The organism is Neptunomonas marina, assembly GCF_004005935.1.
Lineage (GTDB): Bacteria > Pseudomonadota > Gammaproteobacteria > Pseudomonadales > Balneatricaceae > Neptunomonas > Neptunomonas marina.
In genome coordinates this window covers 1-25963 of record NZ_SACQ01000011.1, presented here as the reverse complement: position 1 = coordinate 25963, position 25963 = coordinate 1, and the positions used below count along the sequence as shown (strand labels likewise).

At 52.2% G+C, this 25963-nt stretch carries 30 protein-coding genes and 1 riboswitch; of the genes, 7 read left to right on the top strand and 23 right to left on the bottom strand.

What is annotated here, in order from left to right; translation table 11 throughout:
- Nucleotides 1-5: 5 nt before the first annotated feature.
- From cobM to cobU, 20 genes are all read right to left on the bottom strand, one after another.
- Nucleotides 6-785 carry a precorrin-4 C(11)-methyltransferase gene (gene cobM, locus EOE65_RS16925; protein ID WP_127695932.1) on the bottom strand — a complete coding sequence of 260 codons (780 nt, stop codon included), beginning with the start codon at nucleotides 783-785 and terminating at the stop codon, nucleotides 6-8.
- On the bottom strand, nucleotides 782-1567 hold the full coding sequence (gene cobJ / locus EOE65_RS16920) for a precorrin-3B C(17)-methyltransferase (protein WP_127695930.1): 786 nt from the start codon (nucleotides 1565-1567) through the stop codon (nucleotides 782-784). Before cobJ ends, cobM begins: the two co-directional genes overlap by 4 nt.
- A complete protein-coding gene (locus tag EOE65_RS16915; protein ID WP_127695928.1) occupies nucleotides 1564-2361 on the bottom strand; it encodes a cobalt-precorrin 5A hydrolase in 798 nt (265 codons plus the stop codon). Before EOE65_RS16915 ends, cobJ begins: the two co-directional genes overlap by 4 nt.
- Entirely contained in the window at nucleotides 2343-3068 is a 726-nt protein-coding gene (cobI, locus tag EOE65_RS16910; protein ID WP_127695926.1) for a precorrin-2 C(20)-methyltransferase, read from the bottom strand. The genes EOE65_RS16915 and cobI overlap by 19 nt, the downstream gene beginning before the upstream one ends.
- The gene (gene cbiE, locus EOE65_RS16905; RefSeq protein WP_127695924.1) at nucleotides 3061-4371 is read right to left on the bottom strand and encodes a precorrin-6y C5,15-methyltransferase (decarboxylating) subunit CbiE; all 1311 of its coding nucleotides are present in this window, start codon (nucleotides 4369-4371) and stop codon (nucleotides 3061-3063) included. The genes cobI and cbiE overlap by 8 nt, the downstream gene beginning before the upstream one ends.
- A 1-nt stretch (nucleotide 4372) precedes the next feature.
- A complete protein-coding gene (locus tag EOE65_RS16900) occupies nucleotides 4373-5026 on the bottom strand; it encodes a precorrin-8X methylmutase (RefSeq protein WP_127695922.1) in 654 nt (217 codons plus the stop codon).
- 12 nt (nucleotides 5027-5038) lie between these two features.
- Nucleotides 5039-5827 (bottom strand): precorrin-6A/cobalt-precorrin-6A reductase, encoded by a 789-nt coding sequence (locus EOE65_RS16895; RefSeq protein ID WP_127695920.1) that lies wholly within the window; start codon nucleotides 5825-5827, stop codon nucleotides 5039-5041.
- On the bottom strand, nucleotides 5817-6968 hold the full coding sequence (locus tag EOE65_RS16890) for a cobalt-precorrin-5B (C(1))-methyltransferase (protein ID WP_127695918.1): 1152 nt from the start codon (nucleotides 6966-6968) through the stop codon (nucleotides 5817-5819). The genes EOE65_RS16895 and EOE65_RS16890 overlap by 11 nt, the downstream gene beginning before the upstream one ends.
- Entirely contained in the window at nucleotides 6968-8332 is a 1365-nt protein-coding gene (locus tag EOE65_RS16885) for a cobyrinic acid a,c-diamide synthase CobB (RefSeq protein WP_127695916.1), read from the bottom strand. The genes EOE65_RS16890 and EOE65_RS16885 overlap by 1 nt, the downstream gene beginning before the upstream one ends.
- Complete coding sequence (gene cobO, locus EOE65_RS16880; protein ID WP_127695914.1) at nucleotides 8332-8937, bottom strand: cob(I)yrinic acid a,c-diamide adenosyltransferase; 606 nt, start codon at nucleotides 8935-8937, stop codon at nucleotides 8332-8334. Before cobO ends, EOE65_RS16885 begins: the two co-directional genes overlap by 1 nt.
- A gap of 11 nt (nucleotides 8938-8948) precedes the next feature.
- Nucleotides 8949-10535: an ATP-binding protein gene (locus EOE65_RS16875; RefSeq protein ID WP_127695912.1), complete on the bottom strand. Its 1587-nt coding sequence runs from the start codon at nucleotides 10533-10535 to the stop codon at nucleotides 8949-8951.
- On the bottom strand, nucleotides 10532-11194 hold the full coding sequence (locus EOE65_RS16870; RefSeq protein ID WP_127695910.1) for an energy-coupling factor ABC transporter ATP-binding protein: 663 nt from the start codon (nucleotides 11192-11194) through the stop codon (nucleotides 10532-10534). The genes EOE65_RS16875 and EOE65_RS16870 overlap by 4 nt, the downstream gene beginning before the upstream one ends.
- Nucleotides 11191-11973: a cobalt ECF transporter T component CbiQ gene (cbiQ, locus tag EOE65_RS16865; protein WP_127695908.1), complete on the bottom strand. Its 783-nt coding sequence runs from the start codon at nucleotides 11971-11973 to the stop codon at nucleotides 11191-11193. The genes EOE65_RS16870 and cbiQ overlap by 4 nt, the downstream gene beginning before the upstream one ends.
- The gene (locus EOE65_RS16860) at nucleotides 11970-12533 is read right to left on the bottom strand and encodes a cobalt ABC transporter permease (RefSeq protein ID WP_127695906.1); all 564 of its coding nucleotides are present in this window, start codon (nucleotides 12531-12533) and stop codon (nucleotides 11970-11972) included. The genes cbiQ and EOE65_RS16860 overlap by 4 nt, the downstream gene beginning before the upstream one ends.
- Complete coding sequence (gene cbiM, locus EOE65_RS16855; protein ID WP_127695904.1) at nucleotides 12530-13150, bottom strand: cobalt transporter CbiM; 621 nt, start codon at nucleotides 13148-13150, stop codon at nucleotides 12530-12532. Before cbiM ends, EOE65_RS16860 begins: the two co-directional genes overlap by 4 nt.
- 9 nt (nucleotides 13151-13159) lie before the next feature.
- The gene (locus EOE65_RS16850; protein ID WP_127695902.1) at nucleotides 13160-13975 is read right to left on the bottom strand and encodes a DUF4198 domain-containing protein; all 816 of its coding nucleotides are present in this window, start codon (nucleotides 13973-13975) and stop codon (nucleotides 13160-13162) included.
- A 101-nt stretch (nucleotides 13976-14076) separates the two neighbouring features.
- Nucleotides 14077-14303: riboswitch (cobalamin riboswitch) on the bottom strand.
- Between the two features lie 74 nt (nucleotides 14304-14377).
- A complete protein-coding gene (gene cobS, locus EOE65_RS16845) occupies nucleotides 14378-15118 on the bottom strand; it encodes an adenosylcobinamide-GDP ribazoletransferase (protein WP_127695900.1) in 741 nt (246 codons plus the stop codon).
- A complete protein-coding gene (locus EOE65_RS16840; RefSeq protein WP_127695898.1) occupies nucleotides 15115-15660 on the bottom strand; it encodes a histidine phosphatase family protein in 546 nt (181 codons plus the stop codon). Before EOE65_RS16840 ends, cobS begins: the two co-directional genes overlap by 4 nt.
- Nucleotides 15661-16713 (bottom strand): nicotinate-nucleotide--dimethylbenzimidazole phosphoribosyltransferase, encoded by a 1053-nt coding sequence (cobT, locus tag EOE65_RS16835; protein WP_127695896.1) that lies wholly within the window; start codon nucleotides 16711-16713, stop codon nucleotides 15661-15663.
- 1 nt (nucleotide 16714) lies between these two features.
- Entirely contained in the window at nucleotides 16715-17248 is a 534-nt protein-coding gene (cobU, locus tag EOE65_RS16830; RefSeq protein WP_127695894.1) for a bifunctional adenosylcobinamide kinase/adenosylcobinamide-phosphate guanylyltransferase, read from the bottom strand.
- Nucleotides 17249-17375: 127 nt separating this feature from the next.
- Here cobU and EOE65_RS16825 point away from each other — a divergent pair, with 127 nt between their 5' ends.
- Nucleotides 17376-17921 carry a hypothetical protein gene (locus EOE65_RS16825; RefSeq protein ID WP_127695892.1) on the top strand — a complete coding sequence of 182 codons (546 nt, stop codon included), beginning with the start codon at nucleotides 17376-17378 and terminating at the stop codon, nucleotides 17919-17921.
- Here the strand turns inward: EOE65_RS16825 and EOE65_RS16820 are convergent.
- From EOE65_RS16820 to EOE65_RS16810, 3 genes are all read right to left on the bottom strand, one after another.
- A complete protein-coding gene (locus tag EOE65_RS16820; RefSeq protein ID WP_127695890.1) occupies nucleotides 17918-18586 on the bottom strand; it encodes a haloacid dehalogenase type II in 669 nt (222 codons plus the stop codon). The genes EOE65_RS16825 and EOE65_RS16820 overlap by 4 nt on opposite strands.
- Before the next feature lie 86 nt (nucleotides 18587-18672).
- The gene (locus tag EOE65_RS16815; protein ID WP_127695888.1) at nucleotides 18673-19749 is read right to left on the bottom strand and encodes a DUF418 domain-containing protein; all 1077 of its coding nucleotides are present in this window, start codon (nucleotides 19747-19749) and stop codon (nucleotides 18673-18675) included.
- 100 nt (nucleotides 19750-19849) lie between these two features.
- Nucleotides 19850-20419: a COG3904 family protein gene (locus EOE65_RS16810; protein WP_206052705.1), complete on the bottom strand. Its 570-nt coding sequence runs from the start codon at nucleotides 20417-20419 to the stop codon at nucleotides 19850-19852.
- Nucleotides 20420-20908: 489 nt separating this feature from the next.
- On the opposite strand from EOE65_RS16810, the gene EOE65_RS16805 reads away from it, so the two are divergent.
- From EOE65_RS16805 to EOE65_RS16780, 6 genes are all read left to right on the top strand, one after another.
- Entirely contained in the window at nucleotides 20909-22288 is a 1380-nt protein-coding gene (locus tag EOE65_RS16805) for a DEAD/DEAH box helicase (RefSeq protein ID WP_127695884.1), read from the top strand.
- A 739-nt stretch (nucleotides 22289-23027) separates the two neighbouring features.
- Nucleotides 23028-23780, top strand: coding sequence for a hypothetical protein (locus EOE65_RS16800; RefSeq protein WP_127695882.1), 753 nt, complete (start codon nucleotides 23028-23030; stop codon nucleotides 23778-23780).
- A 29-nt stretch (nucleotides 23781-23809) separates the two neighbouring features.
- On the top strand, nucleotides 23810-24280 hold the full coding sequence (locus EOE65_RS16795) for a hypothetical protein (RefSeq protein ID WP_127695880.1): 471 nt from the start codon (nucleotides 23810-23812) through the stop codon (nucleotides 24278-24280).
- 105 nt (nucleotides 24281-24385) lie between these two features.
- Entirely contained in the window at nucleotides 24386-25009 is a 624-nt protein-coding gene (locus tag EOE65_RS16790) for a hypothetical protein (protein WP_127695878.1), read from the top strand.
- 86 nt (nucleotides 25010-25095) lie between these two features.
- Entirely contained in the window at nucleotides 25096-25779 is a 684-nt protein-coding gene (locus EOE65_RS16785) for a hypothetical protein (RefSeq protein WP_127695876.1), read from the top strand.
- A 34-nt stretch (nucleotides 25780-25813) separates the two neighbouring features.
- The coding region (locus tag EOE65_RS16780) for a transposase (protein WP_164847149.1) at nucleotides 25814-25963 on the top strand (150 nt) is incomplete at its 3' end.

The window sequence follows — 25963 nt, the reverse complement described above, 5'->3', positions numbered from 1 at the left end:
GTTCCTTATTTATCAGATGGCGCTTTTTTATGGATCGGGCGGTAAACGTGCGCCTGCGCTTTGTCGTAGAGGTAAGAGTCAGCGAAGTTATCGGTATCTAAGACGTGGCCAACCAATATGAGAGCGGTCCGTGTGAAGCCTTTGGCACGCACTTTGGCGGTGATATCTGCCAGCGTACCCACCACTTTGTCTTGATCAGGCCAAGAGGTGCGATAGCACACCGCCACCGGGCAATCGGCACCGTAGTGCGGGATCAACTCCTCAACAATCTTATGGATACGGGTGATGCCAAGATGGATCGCTAATGTTGCACCACTTTGGGCCAGCGCTGGCAGCTGCTCGCGCTTGGGAAATGGGGTTTTGCCCGCATAACGCGTCATAATGATGGTTTGCGAAACGCCCGATAACGTAAGCTCTTTGCCGAGCCATGCCGCCGATGCAGCCATCGCGCTGACGCCGGGGATCACCTCGTAGGGAATCTCCAGTGCCTCTAGGCGGCGTATCTGTTCGCCGATCGCGCCATAGAGTGAAGGGTCGCCGCTTTGTAACCGAGCCACATCCCAGCCTTTTTCATGGGCTGTTGTGATCACGTCGGTGATCTCATCAAGGTTCATGGTGGCGGTATCGCGGATCAGCTCAGCGCTAGGTTCCACCGCTGCAATCACTTCGCGCGGAATAAGTGACCCTGCATAAAGCACCACTTGGCAGCGCGCCAAAATGCGTTGCCCTTTCACGGTCATCAAATCTGGGTCGCCGGGGCCTGCGCCAATAAAGTAGACGCTCATTGTGCGCCCTCCAACTTAGCGGCATAGCCCCGTGGGGTGTAAGCCCATTGCTGTTGTGGCGTGGTGACACAACGGGTTTCGCGGTTCCCCACACTGACCAAAGTAAACATATCGACATCTTTAGCATCGAGCTCACCCAGCGTGATGATACGTACGTGCTCGTCATCACGCGTGAGCTGGCGGCCAAGCACCACGGGGGTGCTGGCAGGCCGGTAGGTTAGCAGGATGTCGCGCGCATGGTTGAGCTGCCAGTCGCGCTTTTTGGAAACGGGGTTATAAAACGACACCACAAAGTCGCCTTGGCCTGCGGCGTGGATGCGCTGCTCAATGGTTTGCCACGGCGTTAGCAGGTCCGAGAGCGAGATCGTACAGAAATCGTGGCCCAGCATAGCCCCCACGCGGCTAGACGCCGCCTGCATTGCAGAGATACCGGGAATGACTTCAATCTCAACATCCAGCCAAGCGCTATTAAAACCGGGCTCTTCGGGTTCGTTGAGTAGCTCAAACACCAGTGTGGCCATGGCGTAGATACCAATATCGCCGCTTGAAAGGAGCGCTGTAACATTGCCATTGGCTGCAAGGTTGAGCGCAACGCGGGCACGCCCTACCTCAGCCCCCAGTGGTAGTGTGTGGTGCTGTTTGTCTGCCACTAGAGGCGCTAACATCTCGAGATACAGCCCGTAGCCGACAATATCGGTTGCCTCGCCGATGGCGTTGCGGGCGTGGGGTGTAAGCCAATCGATAGCGCCGGGGCCTGTCCCGACTAAAAACAGTTTACTCATGCAGAGGGTTCCAGCATTAAGGTAGAAAATTGAGAGGCATCAGCCCCGTAGATACGCGCAATCGCGCAGGTGGCACGCTGGCTTTTCTGCTTAGGTACGAGCAACTCAGGTGTTGCACCGGAGTGCGCGTGGGCACAGCTAAACAGCGCTGAAGACTCTGCGACACCGGCTACCCCCACCGTTTTCTTCACGTAGTCCGAAGGGGTTTGCAGTAGCGGTTCAACACGGCAAAGTTGTTCTGCAGGCCAGGTTAAAAACGGAATGCCGTAATGCTTGGCCAGCTTGCACAGTGCGATTTCATCCGCTTTGATATCGATACTGCTCAGCGCTGCCACATCCTTTAAGGCAAGGCCAGCTTGCGCCAAGGTGGCGTTGAAGAGCGTGTCTATTTCGGCAAATGTGCAGTGCCGCTCGCACCCCATACCCACCACATAGTAAGGCCGCAGGTAGGTGTTCGCGGTGGTGAGGACCAGCGTTGCGCTGCACAGTGTGCTAACTCGCCGTGCTAGTTCGTTGGCTCCGCCTTCGTGCCCTGAGAGCAGCGGAATCACAAATTGACCAAGTTCATCCATCACCAAGACGGGAGGGTCGTCGTGCTTGCTAACGAGCACCGGCGCAAGCGTACGTATCACGATACCGGTGGCGCAGATAAATAAAAGCGGTTCACTGGCGCGAAACCAGCGCTGGACGGTCTCTGCAAACGGGGTCGGTTTGTAGCATAAGGTGGCAGCTAAGGGTTTTTCCAGTCGCTCAGCCAGTGCTTTGCCTGCAGCGGTTAGTGCGATGATGCGCATGTCGCCTCCGATTTTTGTGTGACCAGAAACATCGAGAAATAGGGCCCCGCTTCGGCGGTGAGTGTGGAGACATCGCGCACAATACGCTCATTTTCGCGGCCAATGTACTCAAGATACTGGGCATCTCGGCTACGATTTGCAGCATTCAGTGCGGCTAGAATTTTTGGCCGCGCCTGTCCTGCTTTCAAAATCACCACCGCCGCATGTTGCGTCAGAGCGGTGGTGAGCTGCTCAAGGCTCTGCCGGCCAGATACCACAGCGAAGGACTCCGATTGGCGTGTTAGCGGGGTGGCTACTGCGGCGCACGCGCCATTGATTGATGAAATACCCGGCACCACTTCGCACGCAAAGCGCCCTGCAAGGCGCTCCAATAGATAGCTGAATGAGCCAAAGATCAGGGGGTCGCCTTCACACAGAAACACCACTAGTTGCCCATTGGTAAGTGCATCCGATATTTGCAGTGCGGCCTCATCGTACACGGCATTGGCGGCGCTACGATCAAGTTTCATCGGCATCGCGAGCGCGAGTTCGGCGGCATTGTCGGGCCGCTGTGCAATGGGGATACGTGCAATATGGCGTGCTGTGGAGTGCCCCGCTTCATTCGACAGGTACACCAATAGATCCGCCGCTGCGATGAGGCGTGCGGCCTTAAGCGTTAGAAGTTCTGGATCACCCGGGCCGACACCCACACCGATCAGCTTACCCATAGGACACCTCGTTTGTATCAGGTGCAAGCTTTTGGAGGCGCAGCAAGGTGACCGGTAACGCGGGTCGGTAGCATAGTTGTCCGGCTAAAGACTCGCCTCGGCTGATATTTACCTGCAAGGTGTCAAAGGAGGCTGTGCCGCTACGCTGCTTGGCCTCGCAGAAGCGCCATGCGCTGTAGCGGGTTGGCTCCATTACTGCGCTCACCAGCAGGTAGCCATTGATCGCAAGCCGCTGCCAACAGCTACTCAAGAGGCTTTCTAACTCCCCGCCGCTGCCGCCAATGAAAATCTTGTTAGGCGCGGGTAGCTCCGCTAGTGGTGACGTTAAGGCATCGGACGCTGTCCCTGCCACCACGCGCAAGTTGCGCTCTACCCCAAACTGCAGCTGGTTTTGGCGCAGGTGATATAGCCGATCAGGGTGCTGTTCTATCGCGATGATATTCGCTTGCGCGCACCAATAGGCCAGCTCCACCGAAACGGAGCCGCACCCTGCGCCGATGTCCCAAATACAGTCGCCAGCGGTTGGGCTCAGCAGCGACAGGATCTGCAAACGCACTTCACGTTTGGTGATCATCCCCTGTCCGTTGCCCTTATCGGTACTGAATAGGCGGTCGTCAAAGCCCGGAAACGTGGGCCACCTCACCGGCTGATGATGGTTGCTGCCGGTTTCAACCAAGCAGACCAGCAGCGGGTCAAAAACTTCAGGGTGGTTTACTAAACGGGTCACATGGTGCTGTGTGATCCGCTCATCGCTATAACCCAAGCGTTCCAGTACCGTTAATTTGGCATCTTTAAAGCCGATATCCTGCAGCAACGTAGCAATCGCCAGTGGCGTGCTCTGCAGATCTGTTAATAATAAAACCTGTTGATTGGGACGTAGCTGGCTGCGCAGTGAGTTTAGCGGCCTGCCATGTACGCTGATTGTCTGCACCGCATCCATCGCGACTCCCAGCCGATGGCAAGCCGCCTGCAAGCTGGAGATATTGGGATGAAACATTAGGTTAATGCTGGCTTCGCGCATGGCGAATTGGCTCAACCAGCGGCCAATGCCAAACCACAGAGGGTCTCCTGAAGCCAGTACCGCAATCTTTTCTGTGCCCTGCTCTAGTTGGCTTTTTAGCTGGGCCGAAAAGTGCTCAAGGCTGTCAAAAAGGGTTTGCCGCGTACTACCAACATAGCCCGATACCAGCTCTAGCTGACGTGGCGAGCCGATAATCATATCGCTGCCCGCCAGCGCAGAAATGGCGTTGTTGGTGAGTTGGGCGGGTTGCTCAACCCCTAAGCCGATGACATCAATCTGCATCTTAATAAAGCTCCCCACGAATACAGCGCAGTAAAGCGTTGCAACTAGCCGCTGTCACAGCGCTCCCCCCGATACGGCCCAGTAACGTAATGCAAGGTACTCCAAGGGCTTGGTGTTGCTCCCACAGCAGTTGTTTTGATTCGGCGGCTCCGACAAAGCCCACCGGCATGCCGATAATTAGCGCAGGTTTTGCTGCTCCGCCGTGCAGCATCTCAATTAAGCGAAACAGCGCCGTGGGTGCGTTGCCGATCAGTACCACAGCACCTTCAAGGTGCGGCTCCCATTGGCGTAGTGCGGCCATCGAGCGGGTCTCGCCATGTTGCGCGGCAAGCTTGGGGGTCTCGGGGTGGTTAAGAAAGCACAGCGGCGCTTCGCTAATCATGCGCTTGGTCACCCCCTCTTTGACCATCTCGGCATCGCAAAGGATCGGTGCTTGCGCCGTGAGGGCTTGCATACCTGCGGCACAGGCAGTGCCACTAAAGCGCAAGTGCTGGGCAAGTTCGGGCATCCCTAGGCTATGGATCACCCGCATGGCCACCTGCTGTTCGTAACGTGACAGGTGGTCTAGCTGCGCCTCTTGGCGGATAAGCTCGAAGCTACGCGCTTCGATATGGCTCGGATCTGCAATGTACTCTTGGGGTGACGCAGCGCTCATCTACTCTCTCGTTTATCGTCGCGGGCGTTTGCCCGGCTCGTTGGGGATGTTAAAAAAGGTGATCACTGCATCGCGACACTGGTTAAGATCGTTCAGCAGTGGCATATCGTTTAGGTGGCTCATATCGGGGCGCGCTTCTAAAAAGACACTGACACCCAGCTTGCGTGCAACATCTAATTTCGGGGCTGTCGCGTTGCCGCCACTGTTTTTAGATACCAAAGCACTCACGCCATACTTGGCAAACAGGTCGTGCTCATCTTGCTCGCTGAAGGGGCCGATCGCCTGCTCCCAATAGACGTTGTCTGGCAGCTGAGCGTCCAGCGGTACCGCTGTGCGAATCACCACTTGATCACACGCTTTGGCAAGGGCATCGATCAGTGACTGCTCCAGTTGCCCGATCGTCAGCAAGACGGAAATTTCACCCGCTAGCTTATCGGGGAGTTCCGCACGGTCTGTAAAGGTGATCCACTCATCTTCGGCAGCGGGCTGCCACGCCGGACGCTGATAACGCCAATAGGTCACATCGGCGTTTTTGCAGACGCTCCACGCTTGCTCACTAATGCGCATCGCGTATGGATGGGTCATATCGAGTACTGCGCTAATGGGCGTTTCCGTGAGGTAGCGATGAAAGCCTCCCACTGCGCGAAAACCGCCTGCGCGTGTTTCACACGGCAGCTTGGGCGCACGTACCCGCCCCGCTTCGCTGTAGATCACGGCAACACCCTGCTGGTGCAGCTGCGTTGCCATCTGTTTTGCTTCACCTGTGCCGCCTAATAGCAACAGTTTTGTCTTATTCATCATCCCCAATCTCCGTCATGCCATAACAGCGCGCAAGCAGCGCTGGCGTATCTGCATAGGATCCAACAGGGAGGCCCTTGCGGTCTACAGCCCAGACCGTAATAGTGATGGTTTTTGGGATAAATCGGCGCATCACGGCACCGGCACGCTGACAAATCGTATCTGCCAAGGGGAGCTTTTGCATTTGGCACAAGCGCAGCGCTTCCATGCTGGTGTTACACCCTGCAATCTGTTCTGCCAGTTGCTCATCACCGCCTAGCTCACGTGCAATTTGCGCAAGTTGGTGCAAGTCTATGGATGACGCGCGGCTGTGCAGATCCAAATGCCCTGCTGCTAGCTTAGTGAGCTTGCCAAAGCCTGCGCACAGCGTAAGGCGTGTCAGCTGTGTGTTGCGCCGCAGGTGCTTCAAAAACGCACCGGCAAAGTCACCCATCTCAATGAGAGCCATATCGCTCAGCTGATAGTGCTCACGCACCATCGCTTCGCTGGTGCTGCCGGTGCTGGCAGCGATATGTGTTAGGCCGTTGTTACAGGCCACATCCACGCCTTGGCGGATCGAAGCGATATAGGCAGCGCAGCTGTAGGGGCGCACGATACCGGTGGTTCCTAAAATAGAGAGACCACCGAGAATGCCAAGCCTTGGGTTCATGGTTTTCTGTGCGATCTGGGCACCGTTCTTTACCCCCACAGCCACCTCAAAGCCGCCTTCGTAAGCATAGAAGGCACGGTAGCGTTGTAGGTGGTCGGTAATCATCTGGCGTGGCACCGGATTAATGGCAGGCTCGCCAATCGCAAGGCTTAGACCCGCTTTTGTCACCGTGCCAACGCCTGCGGCAGCTTTGAAGGTGATGGCCTTTTCGCGAGTAAGGCGCAGCTGCACAAAGACTTCGCTACCGTGGGTGACATCGGGGTCATCACCAGCATCTTTAATCGTCGCCGCAATAGCGCTATCGGTATCTAACGCTTCAACATGGTGAATCGGGAGTTCAACCGTTTGTCCTCTGGGTAGCATGATCGCAACTGTGCTCAAGCGCTTTTGCTCAAATAGATAGCGCACCGCCGCAACCGTACAGGCCGTTGCGCAACTACCGGTAGTTAAACCGGTGCGCAGTGGTGTTGGCTGCTCGGAGGACTCAGGCCACATTAGATCGAAACCTCAGGTGTGGCGAAATCACCCAGGAAAAGACGGCAGATCGCCTCAGGGTTAGAGGGGAAAAACAGGTGTAGATAGGTGGCCGTTAAGGCGTTTTGGCGATAGATCGCCTCCCCCGGCGCACTGTGACGTTGGCGCTTACCATGTGCAATCGGTGCAGGTGTCCCTTCGGTGCGCGAGCGATGATGGGCATGAGCGCGTACTTCGCCCTCGGGTAACATCGCGCTCTGCATACCTTGGCAACCGCGCTTACCACGCATCACCCCTTCACCTTTGATCAGTCCACACATCGGCGAGCGCTGCCCCTCTAGATCGGTTAAACCCTCAAGGCAAAATAGCAGCCCGCCACATTCGGCCAGAATGGGTAAACCGGCTTCATAGGCGCTACGCAGCGAGGCTTGCAGCGCATGGTTTTGTGCTAATGTATCGCGGTGTAGTTCGGGATAGCCGCCCGGTAGCCAGATCGCATCGGCGGCTGGGATTTTAGTATCGCTAAGTGGCGAAAAGTACGATATCTGCGCACCATAATTTTTCAAAAACAATAGGTTAGCATCATAAATGAAAGTAAATGCTGCATCTTTAGCAACCGCAATGGTTAGCCCTTTGAGCGGATAGGAAAGCTGCGCTGGAGGTGTTTCTGTGGGTATAAATTGTGTTTTTCCAACAGCATCGAAAAAGGCGTCTAAACCTGTGCCACGTGCTAAACCGTCGTCCCACCAGTGAGCACCTTTGTTGATGAGTGCATCAATGTGCTCTTGCTGCTCTTCAACTTGGATAAGACCCAGATGGCGCTCTGGCAGTGTGATGCTCTCATCCGAACGCAGGCAAGCTAGCATGGGTAGATGATCGGGTAACGCGCTTTGGATCAGCTCGGCATGGCGCGCGGTGCTGCAGTGATTTGCGATCACTCCAACCACATTAAGCGTGGGCTGATAACTGGCAAGACCTAACGCAACAGCTGCTACTGTTTGTGCCATCCCCTTCACATTCATAACCAGTGCGACGGGAATATCAAAGCGTAACGCGAGATCAGCACAGGAGGGCTCGCCATCAAATAACCCCATCACCCCTTCAATAAGAATAAGATCTGCTTCGGTCGAGGCTTGATAGAGCATCGTTTGGCAGTACTCATCGCCCGCCATCCACATATCTAGTGGTTCAACGGGGGCGCCACTGGCCAGTGTAAGAACTTTGGGGTCCAGATAGTCGGGCCCTGCTTTAAATACCCGCACGCGCAGGCCCTGAAGGCGAAAATAGCGCGCCATCGCAGCGGTAATTGTCGTTTTACCTTGCCCAGATGCAGGCGCTGCTAGCATCAACGCCGGACACTCGAGTACAGGTTTGCTGTGGGCCATTAGTACTCGATCCCCGCTTGTGATGTGACGCCTAAACGAAAAGCATGGCGCTGATCTTTGATATCGCTGATCGTGTCGGCAATCTCTTCAAGTGCCTCTGGCATCACGCGACCGGTGATAATGACATGCTGGTGGCGCGGCCTCGCTTTCAGCGCGGCGATGACCGGCTCCAGTGGTAGATAGCGGTACTTAAACATATACGCCATCTCGTCTAGCACGACGATATCGCGGTTTGGGTCTTGCAGTAGACGTTCGGTAATCTCCCAAGCGTGAGCCGCGGCGGCTTCGTCGCGTTCACGGCTTTGGGTTTCCCATGTGAAGCCCTCGCCCATAACATGCCACTCGATCAACGGGTGGCTGCTGAAAAACTTGAACTCGCCGGTTTCACGGCGGCCCTTAATAAACTGCACCACAGCTGCAGCCTTTTCATGGCCCACGCAGCGCGCCATGGTGCCTAAAGCGGAGCTGCTTTTTCCTTTACCGTTGCCTTTTAGCAGGATGAGCACACCCCGCTCCTCTTTCGCGTTGGCGATCCGCTCATCCATGACCGCTTTTTTGCGCGCCATGCGCTCTTCGTGGGTCTTTTTGGGTTTCTCAAGCGTCATTGTGTGGTGCCTCAAAATAGCGGAAGGTAGTGAGCGTGCAACTGCTCGGCCAGTTGCTTGCTGTTGCCAATACGTAGCTCGCCCTGTTCAAGGTCGATCACGTGGGTTGTGCCCTTAAACGGCAGTGTTTTTGGGCGTTCACGGTAGCGGCCATCAGTGAGCACAAAGGTTTCAACTTCTATGTTTGGTTCACGAAGTAACAGCTGTTTGATGTAGTTCTGCGCCGTTTCCAGTGCCTTTGCCAGTGGTGTTCCGCCGCCTGCGCTGAGGCTGTCAAAGAGTGATGCACAGCTTTTTGGCGGGCGGCGTGTCTGCGCTAACAGCTCAACAGCATCATTACCAAAGCCGAACAGGGTTAAGCGCTGGCGCTGTAGATAGGCGTTCTGTGCTAGCTCCTCAACAAAACCTCGCGCATAGGCCAGAACATCAGCCCCTTGTTGCACTTTGAGTGTCGAGCCGGAGGTATCCAGTAGCACTAAGTTCAACTTGCTGACACGCTCTATCCGCTCACGCTCTACCGGCGCTGTTTGTGAGCTGGTAAGCGTTGCTGGCCAATCGATCTGGTTAGTGGTTAACCTCAAGCCCGCGTTTGCCGGCTTTACGCTGCTGCCACGCAACTGCGCCGATTGCGCATGGCGGACCTCGTCCATCGCGCCCCAATCACCCTGTTGGGGGCTATTGGGCGGCAGCTCAGTATCTTGGCGCTTACTATCTGGTGGGCGCTTTGAAGTTTGCGGCGGGCTGGGTGGTTCGTTTGGTGAGTTGCGCCGATGTGCGAGCACTAAGGCCTCGGTAGCATCAATATCACTTCGCTGCACCTCTATGCGCCCTGCTAGAGCAGCGTGTGCTTTGGCTGCTCGGGACCAGACAATATCGGCACGCATGCCATCCACATTGGCGGCGATACAGCGTTTAGCGATATCGCGCAGCAGCGCTTTGTTTAACGTGATATCCGGCAAGCAGGCTTGAGCGGCGCTAATTTGCGCGCACACCTGCTGCTGCGCTTCAGCAAACTGAGCAATTAGCGCGTGCGGGTTGTGCTCAAATAGACTGCGGCGCTCTGAGATAAGCACGCGGGCGTCGATATCGGTCTCGTTTTGTAACGCTACGCTTAATCCAAAGCGATCCTTAAGCTGATCACGCACTTCGCCCTCATCGGGGTTCATCGTGCCAACCAACATAAAGCGGCAGGCGTGCTGATGGCTGATGCCATCACGCTCCACATGATTGATACCGCTGGCTGCGGCATCTAGCAGCAGATCTACGAGACGATCTGAGAGTAAATTGACCTCATCAATATAGAGGAGTCCACCGTCGGCTTTGCTTAGCAGGCCCGGTTTGAAGCGAACAGATTTATCACTCAGTGCTTGCTGCAGATCGAGTGTACCGCAGAGCATCTCTTCGCTGGTGCCCAACGGCAGATTCACCAGCGCCCCTTTGGGCAGTAACTCTACCATCGCTCGCGCTAAGGTGGACTTTGCACAACCGCGGGGGCCACTCACCAGCACGCCGCCAATTTTGGGATCAACCGCATTAAGCAGCAACGCCTGTTTAAAGGGCTCTTGGCCAACAACAGCTGTGAAGGGATAGAGGCTCATACCGTCTCCTCGCTTGTTAAGCGGCCATCACAGAGTTGCTGGGAACGGGTCGCGACCGCTGCTACAAAATCGCTATCATGGGAGACAATAATCATCGCCTGCGGCAACGCGCGAATAATCTCGATCAGGCGTTCGCGGGTTTTGCTATCTAGGCCGTTTGTGGGTTCATCCAACAGAAGCACTTGTGGCTGCATAGCGAGTAAGCTTGCTAACGCCACGAGGCGCTTTTCGCCGCCCGAGAGCTGATATGCGATACGGCTATCAAAGCCCTCTAAACCCAGCTGCGAGAGTGCATCCAGCGCCAACTGCTGGGCTGCTTGAACACTTTTGCCCTGATTAAGGGGGCCAAACATCACATCTTCTAGAACAGTTGGACAAAACAGCTGGTCGTCGGAGTCTTGGAACAGTAGCCCTACTTGAAAACGCATCGCCTGAAAGGCTGATTCGTCGTGGCAGCGCGTGCCAAACGCTTCAACATACCCCGCTTTCGCTTTGGTTAAGCCCACTAAAATATGCAGCAAGGTGGTTTTTCCCGCACCGTTGGTGCCCTCAATGGCGAGGCGCTCACCGGCTTGCAGGCAAAAGTTCACATCCTTTAAAACGGCATCGCGTCTTGGGTAGTGGTAGTGGATACCTGCGCAGCGCAGCACACAGCTCATTGTAGGCCTCCTAAGCAAAGTGCAGCCAAAGCAAGCAACCAAACACCGAGAAAGTAGCTATCACGCGTTTGCCATGGCGGTGTTGGCAAGAGGAAAAAACGGCCATCAAAACCACGGCACTTCATCGCTTTATGGACTCGCTCTGCGCGGTCTAACGAGCGCACAAAGAGCATTCCAATCAGGTAGCCGGTGGCGCGCCATGTGTGCCAGTTGGTGCATGCTACAAAGCCACGGGCACGCATCGCTCGGCGCATCTTTTTGAGTTCACGGCCAATAACATCCATATAGCGCACAGAAAAGAGCATCAGGTGGACGATCTTCTCGGGTACCCGTAAGCCCGCTAAACCGGTACCAAGCTGGTTTGCAGAGAGTGTGCCTAGCAAGGTAAGGCCCGCTAGCAATACCGCATTGGCTTTTAAACCAATTTGTAACGCATGAATAAGCCCTTCCTCGCTGGCTGAAAACTGGCGCCACTCAAAAACCGGCTCGCCTGGGGTGGTGAAGGGCAAGCTTATCAGCAGGAGCAGAATAAAAAGATCAACCGCCAAGATGCGCCGCCATACCCGCTTGATATCGAGCCGAGCGACTACAGCAAGCGATATGGACATCAACAGTGCCATCACGAGTACACTTAAGGATTGGCTGAGCACTGCGACAAAGGCGAAGCTTGCGAGTGCAAGAATGCGTGCTCGCGGCTCGATACGATCTAACCGGCTGCTGCCGTGGCGTAGCGCCTGTCCGCGCCATGAAAAGCCACTGTGCTCAAGCGGCGCGCTCATGCGGTCTCCTTACGCATTTTGCGCTCGCGTAGCAGTGCTGCTATTCCACATAGCCCTAAAATGTAGCCAATCCCGCCGACGATATCGCGAAGGCCAGCGGCTTCTTTCAGTTCGCGCAGCTCACGGCGTAACGGTTTAACTTGGCGTGCTACGGCCGCTTCAATCTGGCTATTGAGCGCTGTTGCGGATTTGGCTGCTGCGGTTGTTACCGCCGTTGCTGCTGGGGCTTGAGTAGGTGCTAGTGCTGCGGGCAGCTCCTCTGCTGCAAGCGTAAGTGCCAGCGTGTGGCCTGCACCAAGATCGAGAGTAAAATGGTGCGTAACATAGCGGCTGGGTTTAAAGCGGAATACACCCTCGGCGTCTGTTTCGGTCTGGCCAAGGCTTGCGCCTTGCATATCCGTAACGATTACCTTGATACCTGCGGGCGCCATATCACCGTTGGAGAAACCCGCCTCGCCCTCGATGGTATCGCCAATAGTGTAGACTCCGCCCACCACATTATGTGCGCCAACAAACGATGATGTGATGAGTAATAAGGCTGTGAGTAATAGCCTGTTCATGAACTTGTCCTTGCAGCGACAGCGAAAAGCTCAGGCTTCACTTGGCCGATTAACGCCACAGCCGCCGCCGTAACGGCAGCTTCAATCACCACCAAAGGCAAGCTACTGAGAAAGGCCAGCTTAGCGGCAGGGAGAAACGCGTCGCCATTGAGGGCTAAGGTGCCCGCCACCATGAAGGCTGTTAGCGTCACGGCACCACCACCTGCCAGTGCACCTAGCATGGCAAGTTGGCGCTTTTGGGTGGTTATCGCTAATGCATGGCGCAGCAGCAAACCCACTAAAACGGCTGGAATCGCAATATTGATAAGGTTCACGCCAAGCACTAAGAAGCCACCAAATCCAAAGAAAACCGCTTGCAGTAACAAAGCTACCAGCAGCGCAGGAAAGGCCGCCCAACCAAGCGCCAGACCAATCAAGCCATTGAGTATGAGGTGGATGCTTGAGACTCCGACCGGCAAGTGGATGTATGAGGCCACAAAGAACACCGATGCGAGCAGAGCCGTCACCGGCATCTGCTCATAGTCCATATCGCGCAAACCTTTGGCGACGCCCAGTGCACCAACTACCGCTCCTATGGCTAGGATCTCGTTGCTTAGCGCACCATCTACGATATGCATGGCGCGGCCCTATTTTGCTTTCACTTCGTGTGCTTGTACCCAGATAACCGCATCTTGTGACAACGGCTTGCCTTGATAGCTGGTATCAGGGCCAACGCCGAGTGCGGCAAAGCCCCACTGGCCTGCAAATGGCAGCGTAAAGTTGATGATGCCGTTTTGGTCGGCGAAGATCGTTTGGGTGATAAACGCAGGCGCGGGTGGCACCAGGGCGGGTTGGTCGCTAAAGCGGTTGGTGTCGAGATCTGGCTGGTAGTTTACGTACTCGATCTCTATTTCCGCATTGGGAACCGGTTTGCCTGCGCTTTTAACGACAGCGCGGAAGTTGCTGCCTGCATAAATCGCATACGGTTTTGTCAGTGGAACGATCTCTGCCTTGAGCTGAAAATCGGTGCTCCAATCGGTCGGCAAGCTGCCAACATTAACGATACTCTTGGTAATCTGCTGAATGTACGCACCCTCCTCCTCTTCAAGGTAAGGTGCGGGCTCTAGGATAAAGACGTGATCGCCTAAACCGCGCAAGGTGACATCGGCTTCGTAGGATGTGCCAGTGTTCTCAGCGCTGCTCCATGTGGTTGTTTTAATGCTCTCTAAAAGATCTTGTTTGCGCCCTTTGCGGACACTGTAAAACGCCTGTGGCGCGGCCACATCCATCACATGGCCGTTTGCCGCTGGATGGGTAAATGGCATTTTCAGGGTGATGTTGCCGCCCTTATCGCGCAGTAGCTCGGGCGTGTAGAGCAATTGGAAATGGGCATTGGCACTGGTTGCAACGAGCGCACAGGACAATAACACAGCAGCGGCTGTGAAGTTTTTAGCAATCAACATTAACGTTCTCCGTCAAATAAATTGAAACGGAGTTGGGAGGCATTACAACAAAGCCAGATCGTTATCAGCACTGTCGTTCGGTGAAGCCCTCCGCAACACCAGCAAACTACATTTTTCAGGCTGGTATCCGGACTCATGGGTGAACATAGCTGTTCCAAACCTCACCTTCCCATGCATTCGCACAGTGGCATACCGAGATTTGTTAACCCATTTACCGTTGCGGGGGCAGTGCTGGGATTGTTGTCGTGAAAACGACGGAACGCACCAGCTTCCCATTTAACAACCGACCATAGACCTTAGTCGATTGACCTGAAAGCGCAGAGGCTACCGGCATGGTGGGTGAGTGTCAATTGCAGGGTGCTCATATCAACCTGCAAAAAACTAATCTACGCTAACTTGGCGCTAAATAACTGAAAAATAGACAAGAAACAGCACTTCGATGATCTCAATAAGCGCACCTGCGGTATCGCCTGTCATGCCGCCCAAACGGCGCAGCATGGCGCGGCGCAGCCACCAAAACGACAAGCCAATCAATATGGCAACACTGGGGCTGATAGAAATTAGCATCACAAGTATCAACCCACAGACAGCAGTCGCCACACGGGTGGGTAACTGGTTGGCGGTATGGGATGCGATACCCGTTGGGCTAACATAGGGTGTTGTCGCCAAGAGTAACAGCGTTGCTGTGCGGGCAACGAGTGGCGCAAGCAACAACACAAATAGCGCGCCAGCCTCAAGAAGATGCACAACGGCAGCAAATTTTAATAGCAGCACCAGTACCAGCGTCAGCACACCACTAGCACCGACTAACGGGTCCTTCATCACCGCGAGTGTCTTTTCGCGCTGTCCGATGCCTGCCATCCAACCATCGGCCGAATCGGCGACCCCATCAAGGTGTAACCCCCCTGTTATCACTGCCCACAAGGTCACAACAATGGCACTGGTGAGCAGCGTGTGGGTATGCAGGTAGCTGGCGGCGGCAAACAGCAACATGCCAATCATCACACCCACCAGTGGGTAGTACAGTGGGGCAATGCTTTGTGTAGCTGTTGCTGGGTAGGTTTTGAACCGAACAGGGATCGTGGTGAAGAATTGCACCGCGATCAAAAACGCATCAACGTGCTTGTTAAACGCAGCTCTCATGTATGAGACCAGTCGAGCCGATGGACACTGGCGTGTGGCGCTTCAATCTCAAACATTGTATGTAAACTTTGCTGGCGCAGGTGGGCAATCGCGAGTTTGATAACGCCTCCGTGGGTGAAGATCAAAACATCCTCATCGCCATGGTGCTTTGCGATCTTGCTCAATGCATGGGTAACTCGCTGTTCAAAGTGTCTCAACTGCTCCGCCTGCGGCGGTGTGCCGTTGACGGGGTCTTCCCAAAAAGCGAGCAGCACATCACGGTGATCCGCATAGGCTTCGGCGCCGGATAAGCCGTCTAAGATGCCAAAATCATATTCCTGCAGCGCCGGTTCAAGCAGGTGGCCGCTATTCGACCACTGCTCGGCAAAGGCAGCGCAGCGCTGTAACGGGGAGCTGTAGATTGCGGCAAACTGCTGGGGTGAGTAGCCTTTTAATGCGGCTGTCATCTGCTCCCAACCCACCGTTGAAAGTGGCGCATCGGTGCGCCCAATGTAGGCTTTTCCTGCAGGTGTTTCGCCGTGCCGTATCAAATATAACGCCATCTACTCCTCCTTTGTTGCGACGCCTGCTTGCGCAAAGGTTGCCATATCTTGATGTAATTGGCACGCCGAACGCAGCAACGGAATGGCAAGTGCCGCACCACTCCCCTCGCCTAAACGCAAGCCTAAATCGAACAGCGCAGGCGCGCAGAATTGAGACTCCACCGCTTTAAATCCAGGCTCTGCTGAGCGATGTGATAGCACGAGCCAATCCGATATAGAGGGGTTAATGCGCATCGCCACAAGGGCCGCCGCAGAGCAGATGTAACCATCGACCAATACCGTAATGCCGCGCTGGGCAGCGCGTACGTAGGCACCCACCAAAGCTGCGATTTCAAATCCTCCCAAACACTGCAGCACGCTGAGGGGGTCGGTAAGTTGCGGCTGGTGTAGTCTCAGCGCTTTCTCAATGTACCGCGCTTTCCGATCAACGCCGCTCTCATTAAGGCCCGCCCCGGGGCCGACCACCGTCGCGACCGGCTGTTCCAACAGCACGGCAACGATCGCCGCGGCACTGGTTGTATTGCCGATACCCATTTCGCCACCGATGAAGAGATCAGTGCTGCCCTGCTCATCGACGGCGCTTTTACCGGCATCGATTGCTAGCTGGAGCTGGGCTCGGGTCATTGCAGGTGCTTCAGTAAAGCTTCTGGTTTGCGGCGCGATAAACGCATCGATCACGTTATCAAGACCCTGCTCTAGCGGCGCCACCGTGCCGAGGCAGGTGATCTTCAGATCTGCATTATGCTGGCGAGCTAACACGCTGATTGCCGCTCCACCGAGCGCAAAGTTGCTCACCATTTGCGCAGTGACCGCTTGAGGATAGGGTGAAACACCGCTGGCCGCAGAGCCATGGTCGGCGGCAAATAGGTGTATTTTAATCGCCTCAAGCGTTGGACACTCTCGTCCTTGCAGCCCTGCTAACCGGATCGCCAGCGCTTCGAGTTGGCCAAGTGCGCCGGGCGGCTTGGTCAGTTGCATCTGACGAGCAGCGGCGGCTGTTTGCGCGCTATGGTTAATACTGTGGGCAGGTTGGTTTAGCCAATCAAAACTCATTTTAGGTTCCTGTTGCTGCGGCGTTTTTCAGGGTGAGTGGCAGGCCCGCCACAATCAATGCTGCATGATCCGCAAGCGCTGCGATCTCTTGATGCAGGATGCCAGCCTCATCGCAATAGCGACGTGTTAATGCCCCTTCTGGGACAATGCCAAGCCCCGTCTCATTCGAAACAAAAATGATGGTTGCTCGGCTTGCTTGGATCGTATCAATAAGCGCTTTGCGCTCTGAAGCTATCTGCTCTGGTGTGTAGTCGGCACAGAGCATATTAGTCACCCACATGGTTAAACAATCCACCAATAGGCAGTGATTGTCATCACGAAATTGCACCAACACCTTAGCCAGTTCAAACGGTGTTTCATGTGTATACCAAGTTGGTGGGCGCTCTGCTTGGTGGGCTTTTGCGCGCTGCCCCATTTCGGTATCGAATACTTGCGCTGTTGCGATGTAGTGCACCTGCTTGGCGGAGTTGTGCGCTAACTGCTCTGCAAAGCGAGTTTTGCCAGAACGTCGCCCGCCGAGGATCAGGTGAATCATGAATGGCTCCAAAAAGCGTGAAATCTAATCTATTCAGACAAGTGATAGCAAGGTTATCAAAAAAAGCTAATATTCATCTTAGTACTGTTATTGTGAAGCTTTTACTTTTTAGGCAAGGATGCTTTAAATGAAGTTAATTATTGAAAAACAATTATTTACATTCGCTTCATTATCTTTTTTGTTAGCTTTTAGCGGCTCCTGCTTGGCAGTAAATACGTGCGACATCGGGGGTAAAAAGGTTAAAACATCCCTCTCTTGCGATGACTATCTGCGCCACTTTGGTGATCGCAGCGCCGTGATGCCCAATAACCCAAAACCTTATCAACCACCCCAAGTTGAAGTTGAGCGCAAAAAAACCAACAGCAAATGGCTAGACGATTGGGAAGCCAAACAACGTGCCAAACGCCAGCGCGCCAAAGAGCGCGGTGAGGCATCACGTAAAAAGCTTGCGATAGAAGGTAAACTGCAGCAAATGGCGGTTATGAAAGAGGTGGCGGTTGGTATGAACAAGCAGCAAGTGAACTGGGCGTGGGGTGAGCCAGATAGAGTCACTTATCGCGGGACCACCGAGGTTTGGCGTTACCGTCGCTATAAAGGCAAAAACTACATCGGAACAGATCATGTGTATTTCGAAAACGGCGTCGTGAGCGGTTTCGATTTCGATAAAAGCTAACTCAGCTGAGTTAAGAGTTCAGTTAGGTCTGCGAAAACAGCGGTGGGCTCAGTGCCCCAAGGATCAAATACTTGGCGGCTATCGCGTTGGATCCAAGCGGTACTGAAACCCGCCTGCTCTGCTCCAATAATATCAAACGGATTGCTTGAAATAAGCCAAGTCGTCTTGGCGTTACTGGCGGTTGTTTCGAGAAAGTGCTGGTAGACAGTGGGGTTAGGTTTAAAGGTGCTTACCTCTGCCGCGCTCACAACCCCATGAAAACAGTGCAAAACATCTGCTGATAATAGCAATTGTCGTACTGAGTGCTCGCTACCATTTGAGAAAGCAAATAAACGATGTTCCAGCTGAGCGAGCTGCTGCAGCGCTTCACGGGTATCAGGGAATGCTGGCAATTGTGTATAGGCGGCTAGAAGGTGCTGTTTCTGCACATGATCTATATCGACTTGATACAACCTGCAGGTGTATTCCAACGCATCCCGTGTGCAAATTGAGAAATCAGCATAAGCTCCCATCACCGCGCGACGAAATGAGTACTCAAGCTGTTTATCACGCCATGTTGCCGAAAAATCAGACGCCCGTTCCCCGATGAGCGTGTGCAACTTCTCAACCAAACCGTGGGTGTTGATCAACGTACCATAGACATCAAAGGCAAGGGTGAGGGCCATCGTTAGGTACCTCAATTAGTTAACCTATTCACTATAGCTTGATCGCTGTAAAACAACAGCTTGCCTTTTGCCTTTTTAAGCCGTTGCTAACCGGCAACTCTGCGGAATAACCATTCAAGTGGGCCGCTGCGATAGCGCTTTAACCACAACACGCTGAACAACAACCCACCCATAAAAAATATCCCCGCACTGATGAGTGAGGCCGCGATAGTTTGTCCCTCTAACATGCCGAGTTCCTCTAATACGCCCATGCCTACAACGACATGCGCAACGTAGAGTGTCAGAGCCGTTTTCCCCGCTTGTCTGAGCCAATAGAGCAAGCGGCTGTGCGTAAAGTGATCGCAGAGGTGCAAGCACAGCACCAATATGAAGACCGCAGAACTGGCAGCAGAGATCAGATACTGAGGCATGGGTGGGATGATATCGGTAGATAATAGAAAGTTGATATCGTCTGTGCTCAAGCCCTGGATATTGGCACCTATCACTTCACGCAGCAGATAAAAAGCCAGTTCGGTTGCAACAAATATCATTAACGATGTTCGGAGCAGCATGGCGCGGATTCTCGTGCAGTTGAGGTTTAGCCGCCCAAGCCACATACCCAAAAGCAAAAATGCACTCCAAGGTATAACGGGATGAAAGCCATTAAAGAGAATGTGGCGCAGCATCCCGTCCACAGTCCATAGGTTTTCGTAACGAAGGGTCTCCCAATCCCAGTTGGATTCGTAGTCGATAACCAGCATCAGTGCAGGAAACAGAGCCACAATGGCGGCACCGCTCCATAGAATGGCTTGGTCACTACGTGTGATAAGCCATGCTGCGATCAAGAAGTAACAGCCATAAAAGTGGAGAATGTCGGCTTCCCAGATGGGAGTAAACAGCAGCCCTACAAATAACAGTAGCAGGCCTCGTTTTACGATGGTGCTGCGGGCTTTACGTTGATCAGTACTGGAACCACTGAGTCGCAAACGGTTGGTAAGGAGGGAAATACCGATACCTGCGAGAATAACAAAAAGAGCAGACGCTCTACCTTCAAACAGCGCAGCTAAAGAGATAAGCACTTGATTGCCCTGCTCTGCGCCCATCGCCACCTTAAAGTTGACGATAACCATACCCAGAATCGCCAATGCTCTCGCAAGATCTAATCCCTTGACCCGTTGATCCATAGTCAGCCTCTTGATTCAGAGTCAGTCGCGCTGTGCGACATTCCGAACAGCCTTTGATGCTGCCCAAGGCTATTACAACCGATATATCGCAGCCGCACCATTAATCGGTAGTGAGTTGGTAGCGACTAATCTCTGCTTGTGTCATCCAATGAATATCCTCACTCGGCGCTGCATCTAATGTGTACCAGTAGAATGACTGCGGAATACCCATATCTTGGTAATACCTCAGGTACGGCTGATGCTCCGGGTGTGAGTCGGGTAAAGCGGCGGCATCAGCAATATCATCACCGCCCCAGGCGTGTACCCCAATTAACGCGCCCGCCTCAATGGTGCGCTCAACGCCAGCTAAGAAGAAGTCGGTGCCACCAGATGCGATCATGCCATCGGCTGGCACATGCGTGTCTAGATCGTATTGTCGTAAGATCCGAGCCGCCTCAAGATTAGCCTCATCATCAATTGAGCCTTCTACATTTTGCAGCACGATGAGGTGTACATCAGGATGGGTGGCTAAAGCGGCTTCAAGCGTAGTAACAATGTTACTATCGATCACTCCGGTCATCACTAGGCTGTTGCCATCGCGCTGAAAGCTGGCAGGCTCGTAACTATCGTCAATGTCGGCGCAGCCAACAACAAGGAGTGCGAGCAGTGCAAAGGCGTGGCGGTATTTCATGAACATTCCCATTAATCAAACTTAATTAGTCACGGAGAAACACCATATTGCCACACCTAGCTGCCAGCTATTGTAAGGATTTGTAGCACTTTACGTGGGTGCGTTTAGTTGCCCAACGCGGCGATAGAGCACGTAGACAATTAACGGAGCGATGAGAAAAGTCAGCTGTAAACCTACGGACTCCAAACTGGGGAAGAGCCGGAGCTCGCCGATAGTAGGAATGCCGTTGATGGCTGTTGAGGGTAACCAGCTGATACCTGCAATGCGAGCACCGATTTACCGGCACATATCACCGATAAACTAAACACCATTACGGCAATGGTTTAAAAAAGAGCGTGTTAAGTGCGGTTAGACGCAATTTAAAGTTCACGCGTGCGCACAAGCGTTACACTCATTCCTGTGTAAGTTGCCTCTGCCCGTATACCAACGCGCCCGCCTAGTATATGCTACACGCCCTTCCACTACTCCAATAGTTATCGAATCGTCTATATGCAACCAGAATCCTCCGCTGACTTCAGCAGCCTTGGGCTATCACCTGATATTGTCCGTGCCGTTTCCGAAAAAGGCTACCAAACTCCATCGCCTATTCAGGCGCAAGCGATCCCTCTTGTACTTGAGGGAACAGACCTGATGGCAGCCGCCCAAACCGGAACCGGTAAAACCGCAGGATTCACACTGCCAATTATCGAAAAACTACTACATGGGCAAAAAGCGCATAGCAACCATGTGCGCGTACTGGTGCTTACACCTACGCGTGAGTTGGCCGCGCAAGTGGAAGCCAGCGTTAAGGATTACAGCAAGCATACCCGCGTTTCATCCGCTGTTGTTTTTGGTGGAGTAAAGATCAACCCACAGATGATGACGCTGCGCAAAGGCGTGGATATTTTAGTAGCAACGCCTGGCCGCTTATTAGATCTGTACAACCAAAATGCGATCAAATTTAGCCAGCTAGAGATGCTGGTGTTGGATGAAGCAGACCGCATGCTGGATATGGGCTTTATCCATGATATCCGCAAGATACTGGCGCTACTGCCAGCAAAACGCCAAAACCTGCTGTTTTCGGCAACCTTCTCTGATGAGATCAGAGATCTTGCTAAAGGTATTTTGCACAGCCCTGCAGAGGTCTCTGTTACGCCACGTAATGCCGCTGCTAAAACAGTTGAGCAATGGGTTTATCCAGCCGACAAAAAGCAGAAAACCGCGCTCCTTACCCACCTCATCAAAGATAACAACTGGCACCAAGTGCTGGTATTTAGCCGCACCAAACACGGCGCTAACCGCTTAGTGCGTATGCTAGATGGCAAAGGCATCTCGGCAGCTGCCATCCACGGTAATAAAAGCCAAGGTGCCCGCACCAAAGCGCTGGCAGACTTTAAAGCAGGCAAGATTCAAGCACTGGTAGCAACCGATATTGCCGCGCGCGGCATCGATATCGACCAGCTACCCTACGTAGTGAACTTTGATCTACCGAATGTTGCCGAGGATTACGTCCACCGTATTGGCCGTACAGGCCGCGCTGGCGCAACCGGCCAAGCAGTATCTTTGGTATGCGCGGATGAGTTTAAACAGCTCACCGCCATCGAAACCCTGATCGGCCGTATTCTAGACCGCAAAGAGGAACCGGGCTTTACACCCGTTAATGCGTTACCAGAATCCAAATACCTGAAAAAGCCAAAGAAACCCAAGAAGCCGAAAAAGCCCAAAGCGAAAGCCGAACACCAAGATGGCCAACGCTCGGGCGAGAACGCACGCGGCCATAAACCCGCTAGCGCCAAACCAAGGCGCAAACCGGCCAACAAAGCAGCGAACGGCAATACACCGCCGAGCGGTAACCCGCCCAGACGCCGCCGGGCACGCCCTAGCAACTGATGTGAATAGCTTAGACCATGTGATTTGTCCCAAATTGCTTGGTTTGGCACAGCACTGAGCTGTAAAACCAGAGCAACTGCTGCAACAGGAATATGGGCTAAAAAAAGAAAAGCGCTCGAAAGAGCGCTTTGATACGGGATGTTTGAGCAATGAAACTGATATAAAGTTAGACCAAGCCCGCCATACTTTCAAACATAAGTTTAAAATTTTGTAACTCCCCTCCTCTTAAGTACCTTACCAACAGCACTGCCGTAAGCCTTGAACTGATCTATATAAGCCGCTACTGTTCTACTCGAAAACGCGGCCACCGTTAGGTTGCTTGAAGGTAAGGAAACCGAACCACATGAACGCACACGCTCCTCATAACACTGTATGAATAGACAGTCTATTTTTCTTGCCTAATTTCGAGCTAAAAAACGCTAACGCTCGCCACTCTATTTTTCATTAAGCTGACTGGGTTGATTTAAAGCCTTTAGAAACAACGGTTTAAAAAACCAGCCGAAAAGTCAGAAAAATAGAATGAATGCATTTAAATAATTATTATGATGCCTGATGGCGTCATAATCGGACTGTTATGCCTCTATCGCGAGTTGACATAAATCGGAATAATCATGAAAATGCACGTGGACCTATCGTCTAATTTGGAAAGGCACCGTTCTTTGAACGGGATCCCGGTTCGATTCCGGGTGGGTAAAGAGCATTTTCAGCAAGTGTTTTTTACCCACCTTGGATTGGATGAATGCTAGAGTCAGATAGGCTTGATGTGTTTGCTGCTCAAACAGAGAATGTAAGAGCTCTTGAGCAAGCTTGGAAACACATAAACAAAACAATCAACGCGGCTTACTCAAGCGGCGATAATTCCACTGCAGAAATTCACACAAAGCTACTGGCACAAGTCTATTGTGCGTTCGCGGAAGCAGTGTTTTCTAAAGTAATTCATACTCCAGATGGCCTGACCTTAGATGAGATTGCGCAAGTCAAATCTAAAGGCAAAAAGAACATAGTCGAAGCATGGAAGAAGTGTGTAGAACTTTCCCTTCGTAGGGTTCAAGGCAAAAGTAGTGGTCACGTAGCTAACACTCGCCAAAAAATTGAATCTCTAATAGATCAATATATTTACGATCCCAGCTTACTTCGCAACAAGATTGCTCATGGCCAATGGAAAGTTGCTCTAAACACGAACAACACAAAAGTAAATTCTACTTTAACGAGTAAAGTCCAGGCTATAACCGTTGTCGATCTCTACCGGCATAAAGAAGCATTTCAAAGTCTCTTTCGTATCGTTGAAGACATAATTGAATCTCCAAATAAAGCTCATCATAGGGACTACTGGGTTCATATTTCACAATTTGAAAAGTCCCAACTTAAGATGTCTACTTGGACTGTTGAGAACAAGGTTTCAGCACTTAAAGCAAAGAAAGAACGTTCAAAATTGGCAAAAGGCATAACAAGTCAAAGCACTCGGACGCAGCGAAGCTGCGCCGGTGTTTGAGGCGTTAGAAATATCAAAGGAGATATGTTTTGAAAAAAGCTATTTGGGCTGCTGTGCTTTCAGCCACAGTGTTTTCTTCTTTTTCTGTATTGGCAGAAAGCGAAGTCGAGGCTTGGTATACGTCCAAGGGTAACGAATATCTTGTAAGGGATTCAATTCATGGAGATCTTCATGCGTTACTGTCTATAGCAAAATCAGGAAAGCCGTATGTTTATATAATCATGTTTGATTCTGACTGTGAGGAATCTTCAGGGGATGTTATTTCGCATAACCCAATCTATGTAAATGGAACGTTGACTAGGTATCAGCAATATTGTAGTGGAAAAAGACGCTACTTTATGCCCGCAACTGAGGCTGGTAGATCGCATATAGTTAAAGAGTTTAAGTTAAGAAATTTTGTTGAAATCAAAGCGCATGATGAGAGTGCTAGATTTCTGTTTTCAGCAAAGGGGTTTTCTAATTTTCTACAAAAGCTAAAACTTGAGCAGAAGGGTATATAAATTCTAACAAATGCAGGCACGGCGACGCCCACTACATTGCGCCTTCGGCTCCATTCCGTAGGCGCGCATGCTGCAAGCGTTATGCAGTTTTAAGGAGGTAGTAGTTTGCCATACACCAAGGATAGTTGGAGGCGCCGTTACTCAGAGCGCACAGATTTAACCACAGGTCTGGTTCATCTGACGAAATCGTCACCAAAAAACAAGCTAGTCGAGGTGATGTTTAAAATACTTGAAGAAGGAATCCTTCGGGGTAGTACCACTGATAAGGGTTTTATTGTTGGTAAAAACCGTGCTGTTTGCTTTCAAGATGCACCGGTACAGTCTGTAGCACAAAATTGTTGGTTTGAGCAGAAGCTAAGAGAGAGTGGCGAGCAGGTTAAAAAACGATATTTCCCGTCTGGGTTTCTATTCCATAAGCAGGAAATATATAAAAAAGGCGGACGCCCTGTAATATATGATAAAACAGTGGAAGCGAAGAAATATCTACCAGAGACTGAGTGGTGGAGAATTGTCAATTTTGATATTAGTGACGATGATGCATTTATTGACTGGACGCATGAGCGAGAGTGGCGAATCAAGGGTGACTTCTCATTTAAATTAAAAGATGTAACTCTGCTTTTTACCAAGCCAGCAACGTATAAGAGCTTCATTAAGCTTTGTGATGAGAAGGAAAAACCATTCTATAAGCAGGTTGCTGGTGTAATTGTAACCGAGCAGGTGTTTTTCTGAAAATGCATAACAATCGTAAGCACTTGACCCAAAAAAGCTACGCTTTTTCGGTCAAGTGTTACAGGCGTTATGCATAATGGAGACATATGAGCATTTACGAAGATGAAACCAACTTATTCAAAAGTTGGATTGGCAAACGAGAAGGCTTTGTCGTGGATGGTGTCGTGTCGGAAGAACACTACGTCAACTCTTCGCTGAAACTCTGTTTTGTCCTAAAGGAAGTCAATGACGAAGGTGGTGGAGGTTGGGACCTCAGGCAATTTATTCGCGACGGTGCGCGTTGGCAGACTTGGGATAACATTTCGCGCTGGGTTAAGTGCATTTCAAAACTTGATAAAGATGTTTGTTGGTCTGAACTGGCTAACATTACAGAAGATGATAGAAAGGACACGTTAAAATCAATTTGTGCCATGAATCTCAAAAAATCACCGGGTGGGCACACAACTATTAAAGCAAGCTTCAACAAAGTCGTAGCTGAAGATAAAGAGTACATACAAAAGCAATACTCATTATATAACCCCGATATAACTGTGTGCTGTGGTACAGGGTGGGACTTTCGTTGGGCTTTAGATCTCGATAAAACGGAAGTGTACGAAACAAGTAGGGGTATTAGTTGGTTTTTAAATACTGATGGTAAGGCTGTGGTCATGTTCGCTCATCCATCGGCAAGAGTTCAAGATTCATTATTGATCTATGGCTTAGCTGATGCTGTACGTGAAATTATGCATAACAAAGCGTTTAAGACGGATTCTGTAGTTCCCCCGGTTTAGTGGACACCTCAATCTAATTGAGTTGAGGTGTTCAGTGCCAGCATATAAAAATCCAAAGAAGACGCGACAGTACAGCAATGAGTTCAAGTCTAAAGCTGTTAAGCTGAGTCACTTAAAAGGGGCAAGCGTGAAAGGTGTTGCGGAGTCACTCGGCATTCACCCCTTCATGTTGTCTCGGTGGCGA

Coding starts and splice junctions, on each gene's coding strand:
- EOE65_RS16850 (WP_127695902.1), bottom strand. CDS start 13,975: ATGTTGATTGCTAAAAACTTCACAGCCGCTGCTGTGTTATTGTCCTGT.
- cobJ (WP_127695930.1), bottom strand. CDS start 1,567: ATGAGTAAACTGTTTTTAGTCGGGACAGGCCCCGGCGCTATCGATTGG.
- EOE65_RS16785 (WP_127695876.1), top strand. CDS start 25,096: ATGAGCATTTACGAAGATGAAACCAACTTATTCAAAAGTTGGATTGGC.
- cbiE (WP_127695924.1), bottom strand. CDS start 4,371: ATGCAGATTGATGTCATCGGCTTAGGGGTTGAGCAACCCGCCCAACTC.
- EOE65_RS16840 (WP_127695898.1), bottom strand. CDS start 15,660: ATGGCGTTATATTTGATACGGCACGGCGAAACACCTGCAGGAAAAGCC.
- cobO (WP_127695914.1), bottom strand. CDS start 8,937: ATGACGCTTGAGAAACCCAAAAAGACCCACGAAGAGCGCATGGCGCGC.
- EOE65_RS16900 (WP_127695922.1), bottom strand. CDS start 5,026: ATGAGCGCTGCGTCACCCCAAGAGTACATTGCAGATCCGAGCCATATC.
- cbiQ (WP_127695908.1), bottom strand. CDS start 11,973: ATGAGCGCGCCGCTTGAGCACAGTGGCTTTTCATGGCGCGGACAGGCG.
- EOE65_RS16805 (WP_127695884.1), top strand. CDS start 20,909: ATGCAACCAGAATCCTCCGCTGACTTCAGCAGCCTTGGGCTATCACCT.
- cbiM (WP_127695904.1), bottom strand. CDS start 13,150: ATGCATATCGTAGATGGTGCGCTAAGCAACGAGATCCTAGCCATAGGA.
- cobS (WP_127695900.1), bottom strand. CDS start 15,118: ATGAGAGCTGCGTTTAACAAGCACGTTGATGCGTTTTTGATCGCGGTG.
- cobT (WP_127695896.1), bottom strand. CDS start 16,713: ATGAGTTTTGATTGGCTAAACCAACCTGCCCACAGTATTAACCATAGC.
- EOE65_RS16875 (WP_127695912.1), bottom strand. CDS start 10,535: ATGAGCCTCTATCCCTTCACAGCTGTTGTTGGCCAAGAGCCCTTTAAA.
- EOE65_RS16825 (WP_127695892.1), top strand. CDS start 17,376: ATGAAGTTAATTATTGAAAAACAATTATTTACATTCGCTTCATTATCT.
- EOE65_RS16800 (WP_127695882.1), top strand. CDS start 23,028: ATGCTAGAGTCAGATAGGCTTGATGTGTTTGCTGCTCAAACAGAGAAT.
- EOE65_RS16895 (WP_127695920.1), bottom strand. CDS start 5,827: ATGATGAATAAGACAAAACTGTTGCTATTAGGCGGCACAGGTGAAGCA.
- EOE65_RS16810 (WP_206052705.1), bottom strand. CDS start 20,419: ATGAAATACCGCCACGCCTTTGCACTGCTCGCACTCCTTGTTGTTGGC.
- EOE65_RS16885 (WP_127695916.1), bottom strand. CDS start 8,332: ATGGCCCACAGCAAACCTGTACTCGAGTGTCCGGCGTTGATGCTAGCA.
- EOE65_RS16915 (WP_127695928.1), bottom strand. CDS start 2,361: ATGCGCATCATCGCACTAACCGCTGCAGGCAAAGCACTGGCTGAGCGA.
- EOE65_RS16860 (WP_127695906.1), bottom strand. CDS start 12,533: ATGAACAGGCTATTACTCACAGCCTTATTACTCATCACATCATCGTTT.
- cobU (WP_127695894.1), bottom strand. CDS start 17,248: ATGATTCACCTGATCCTCGGCGGGCGACGTTCTGGCAAAACTCGCTTT.
- EOE65_RS16820 (WP_127695890.1), bottom strand. CDS start 18,586: ATGGCCCTCACCCTTGCCTTTGATGTCTATGGTACGTTGATCAACACC.
- EOE65_RS16815 (WP_127695888.1), bottom strand. CDS start 19,749: ATGGATCAACGGGTCAAGGGATTAGATCTTGCGAGAGCATTGGCGATT.
- EOE65_RS16870 (WP_127695910.1), bottom strand. CDS start 11,194: ATGAGCTGTGTGCTGCGCTGCGCAGGTATCCACTACCACTACCCAAGA.
- cobI (WP_127695926.1), bottom strand. CDS start 3,068: ATGGGTAAGCTGATCGGTGTGGGTGTCGGCCCGGGTGATCCAGAACTT.
- EOE65_RS16890 (WP_127695918.1), bottom strand. CDS start 6,968: ATGTGGCCTGAGTCCTCCGAGCAGCCAACACCACTGCGCACCGGTTTA.
- cobM (WP_127695932.1), bottom strand. CDS start 785: ATGAGCGTCTACTTTATTGGCGCAGGCCCCGGCGACCCAGATTTGATG.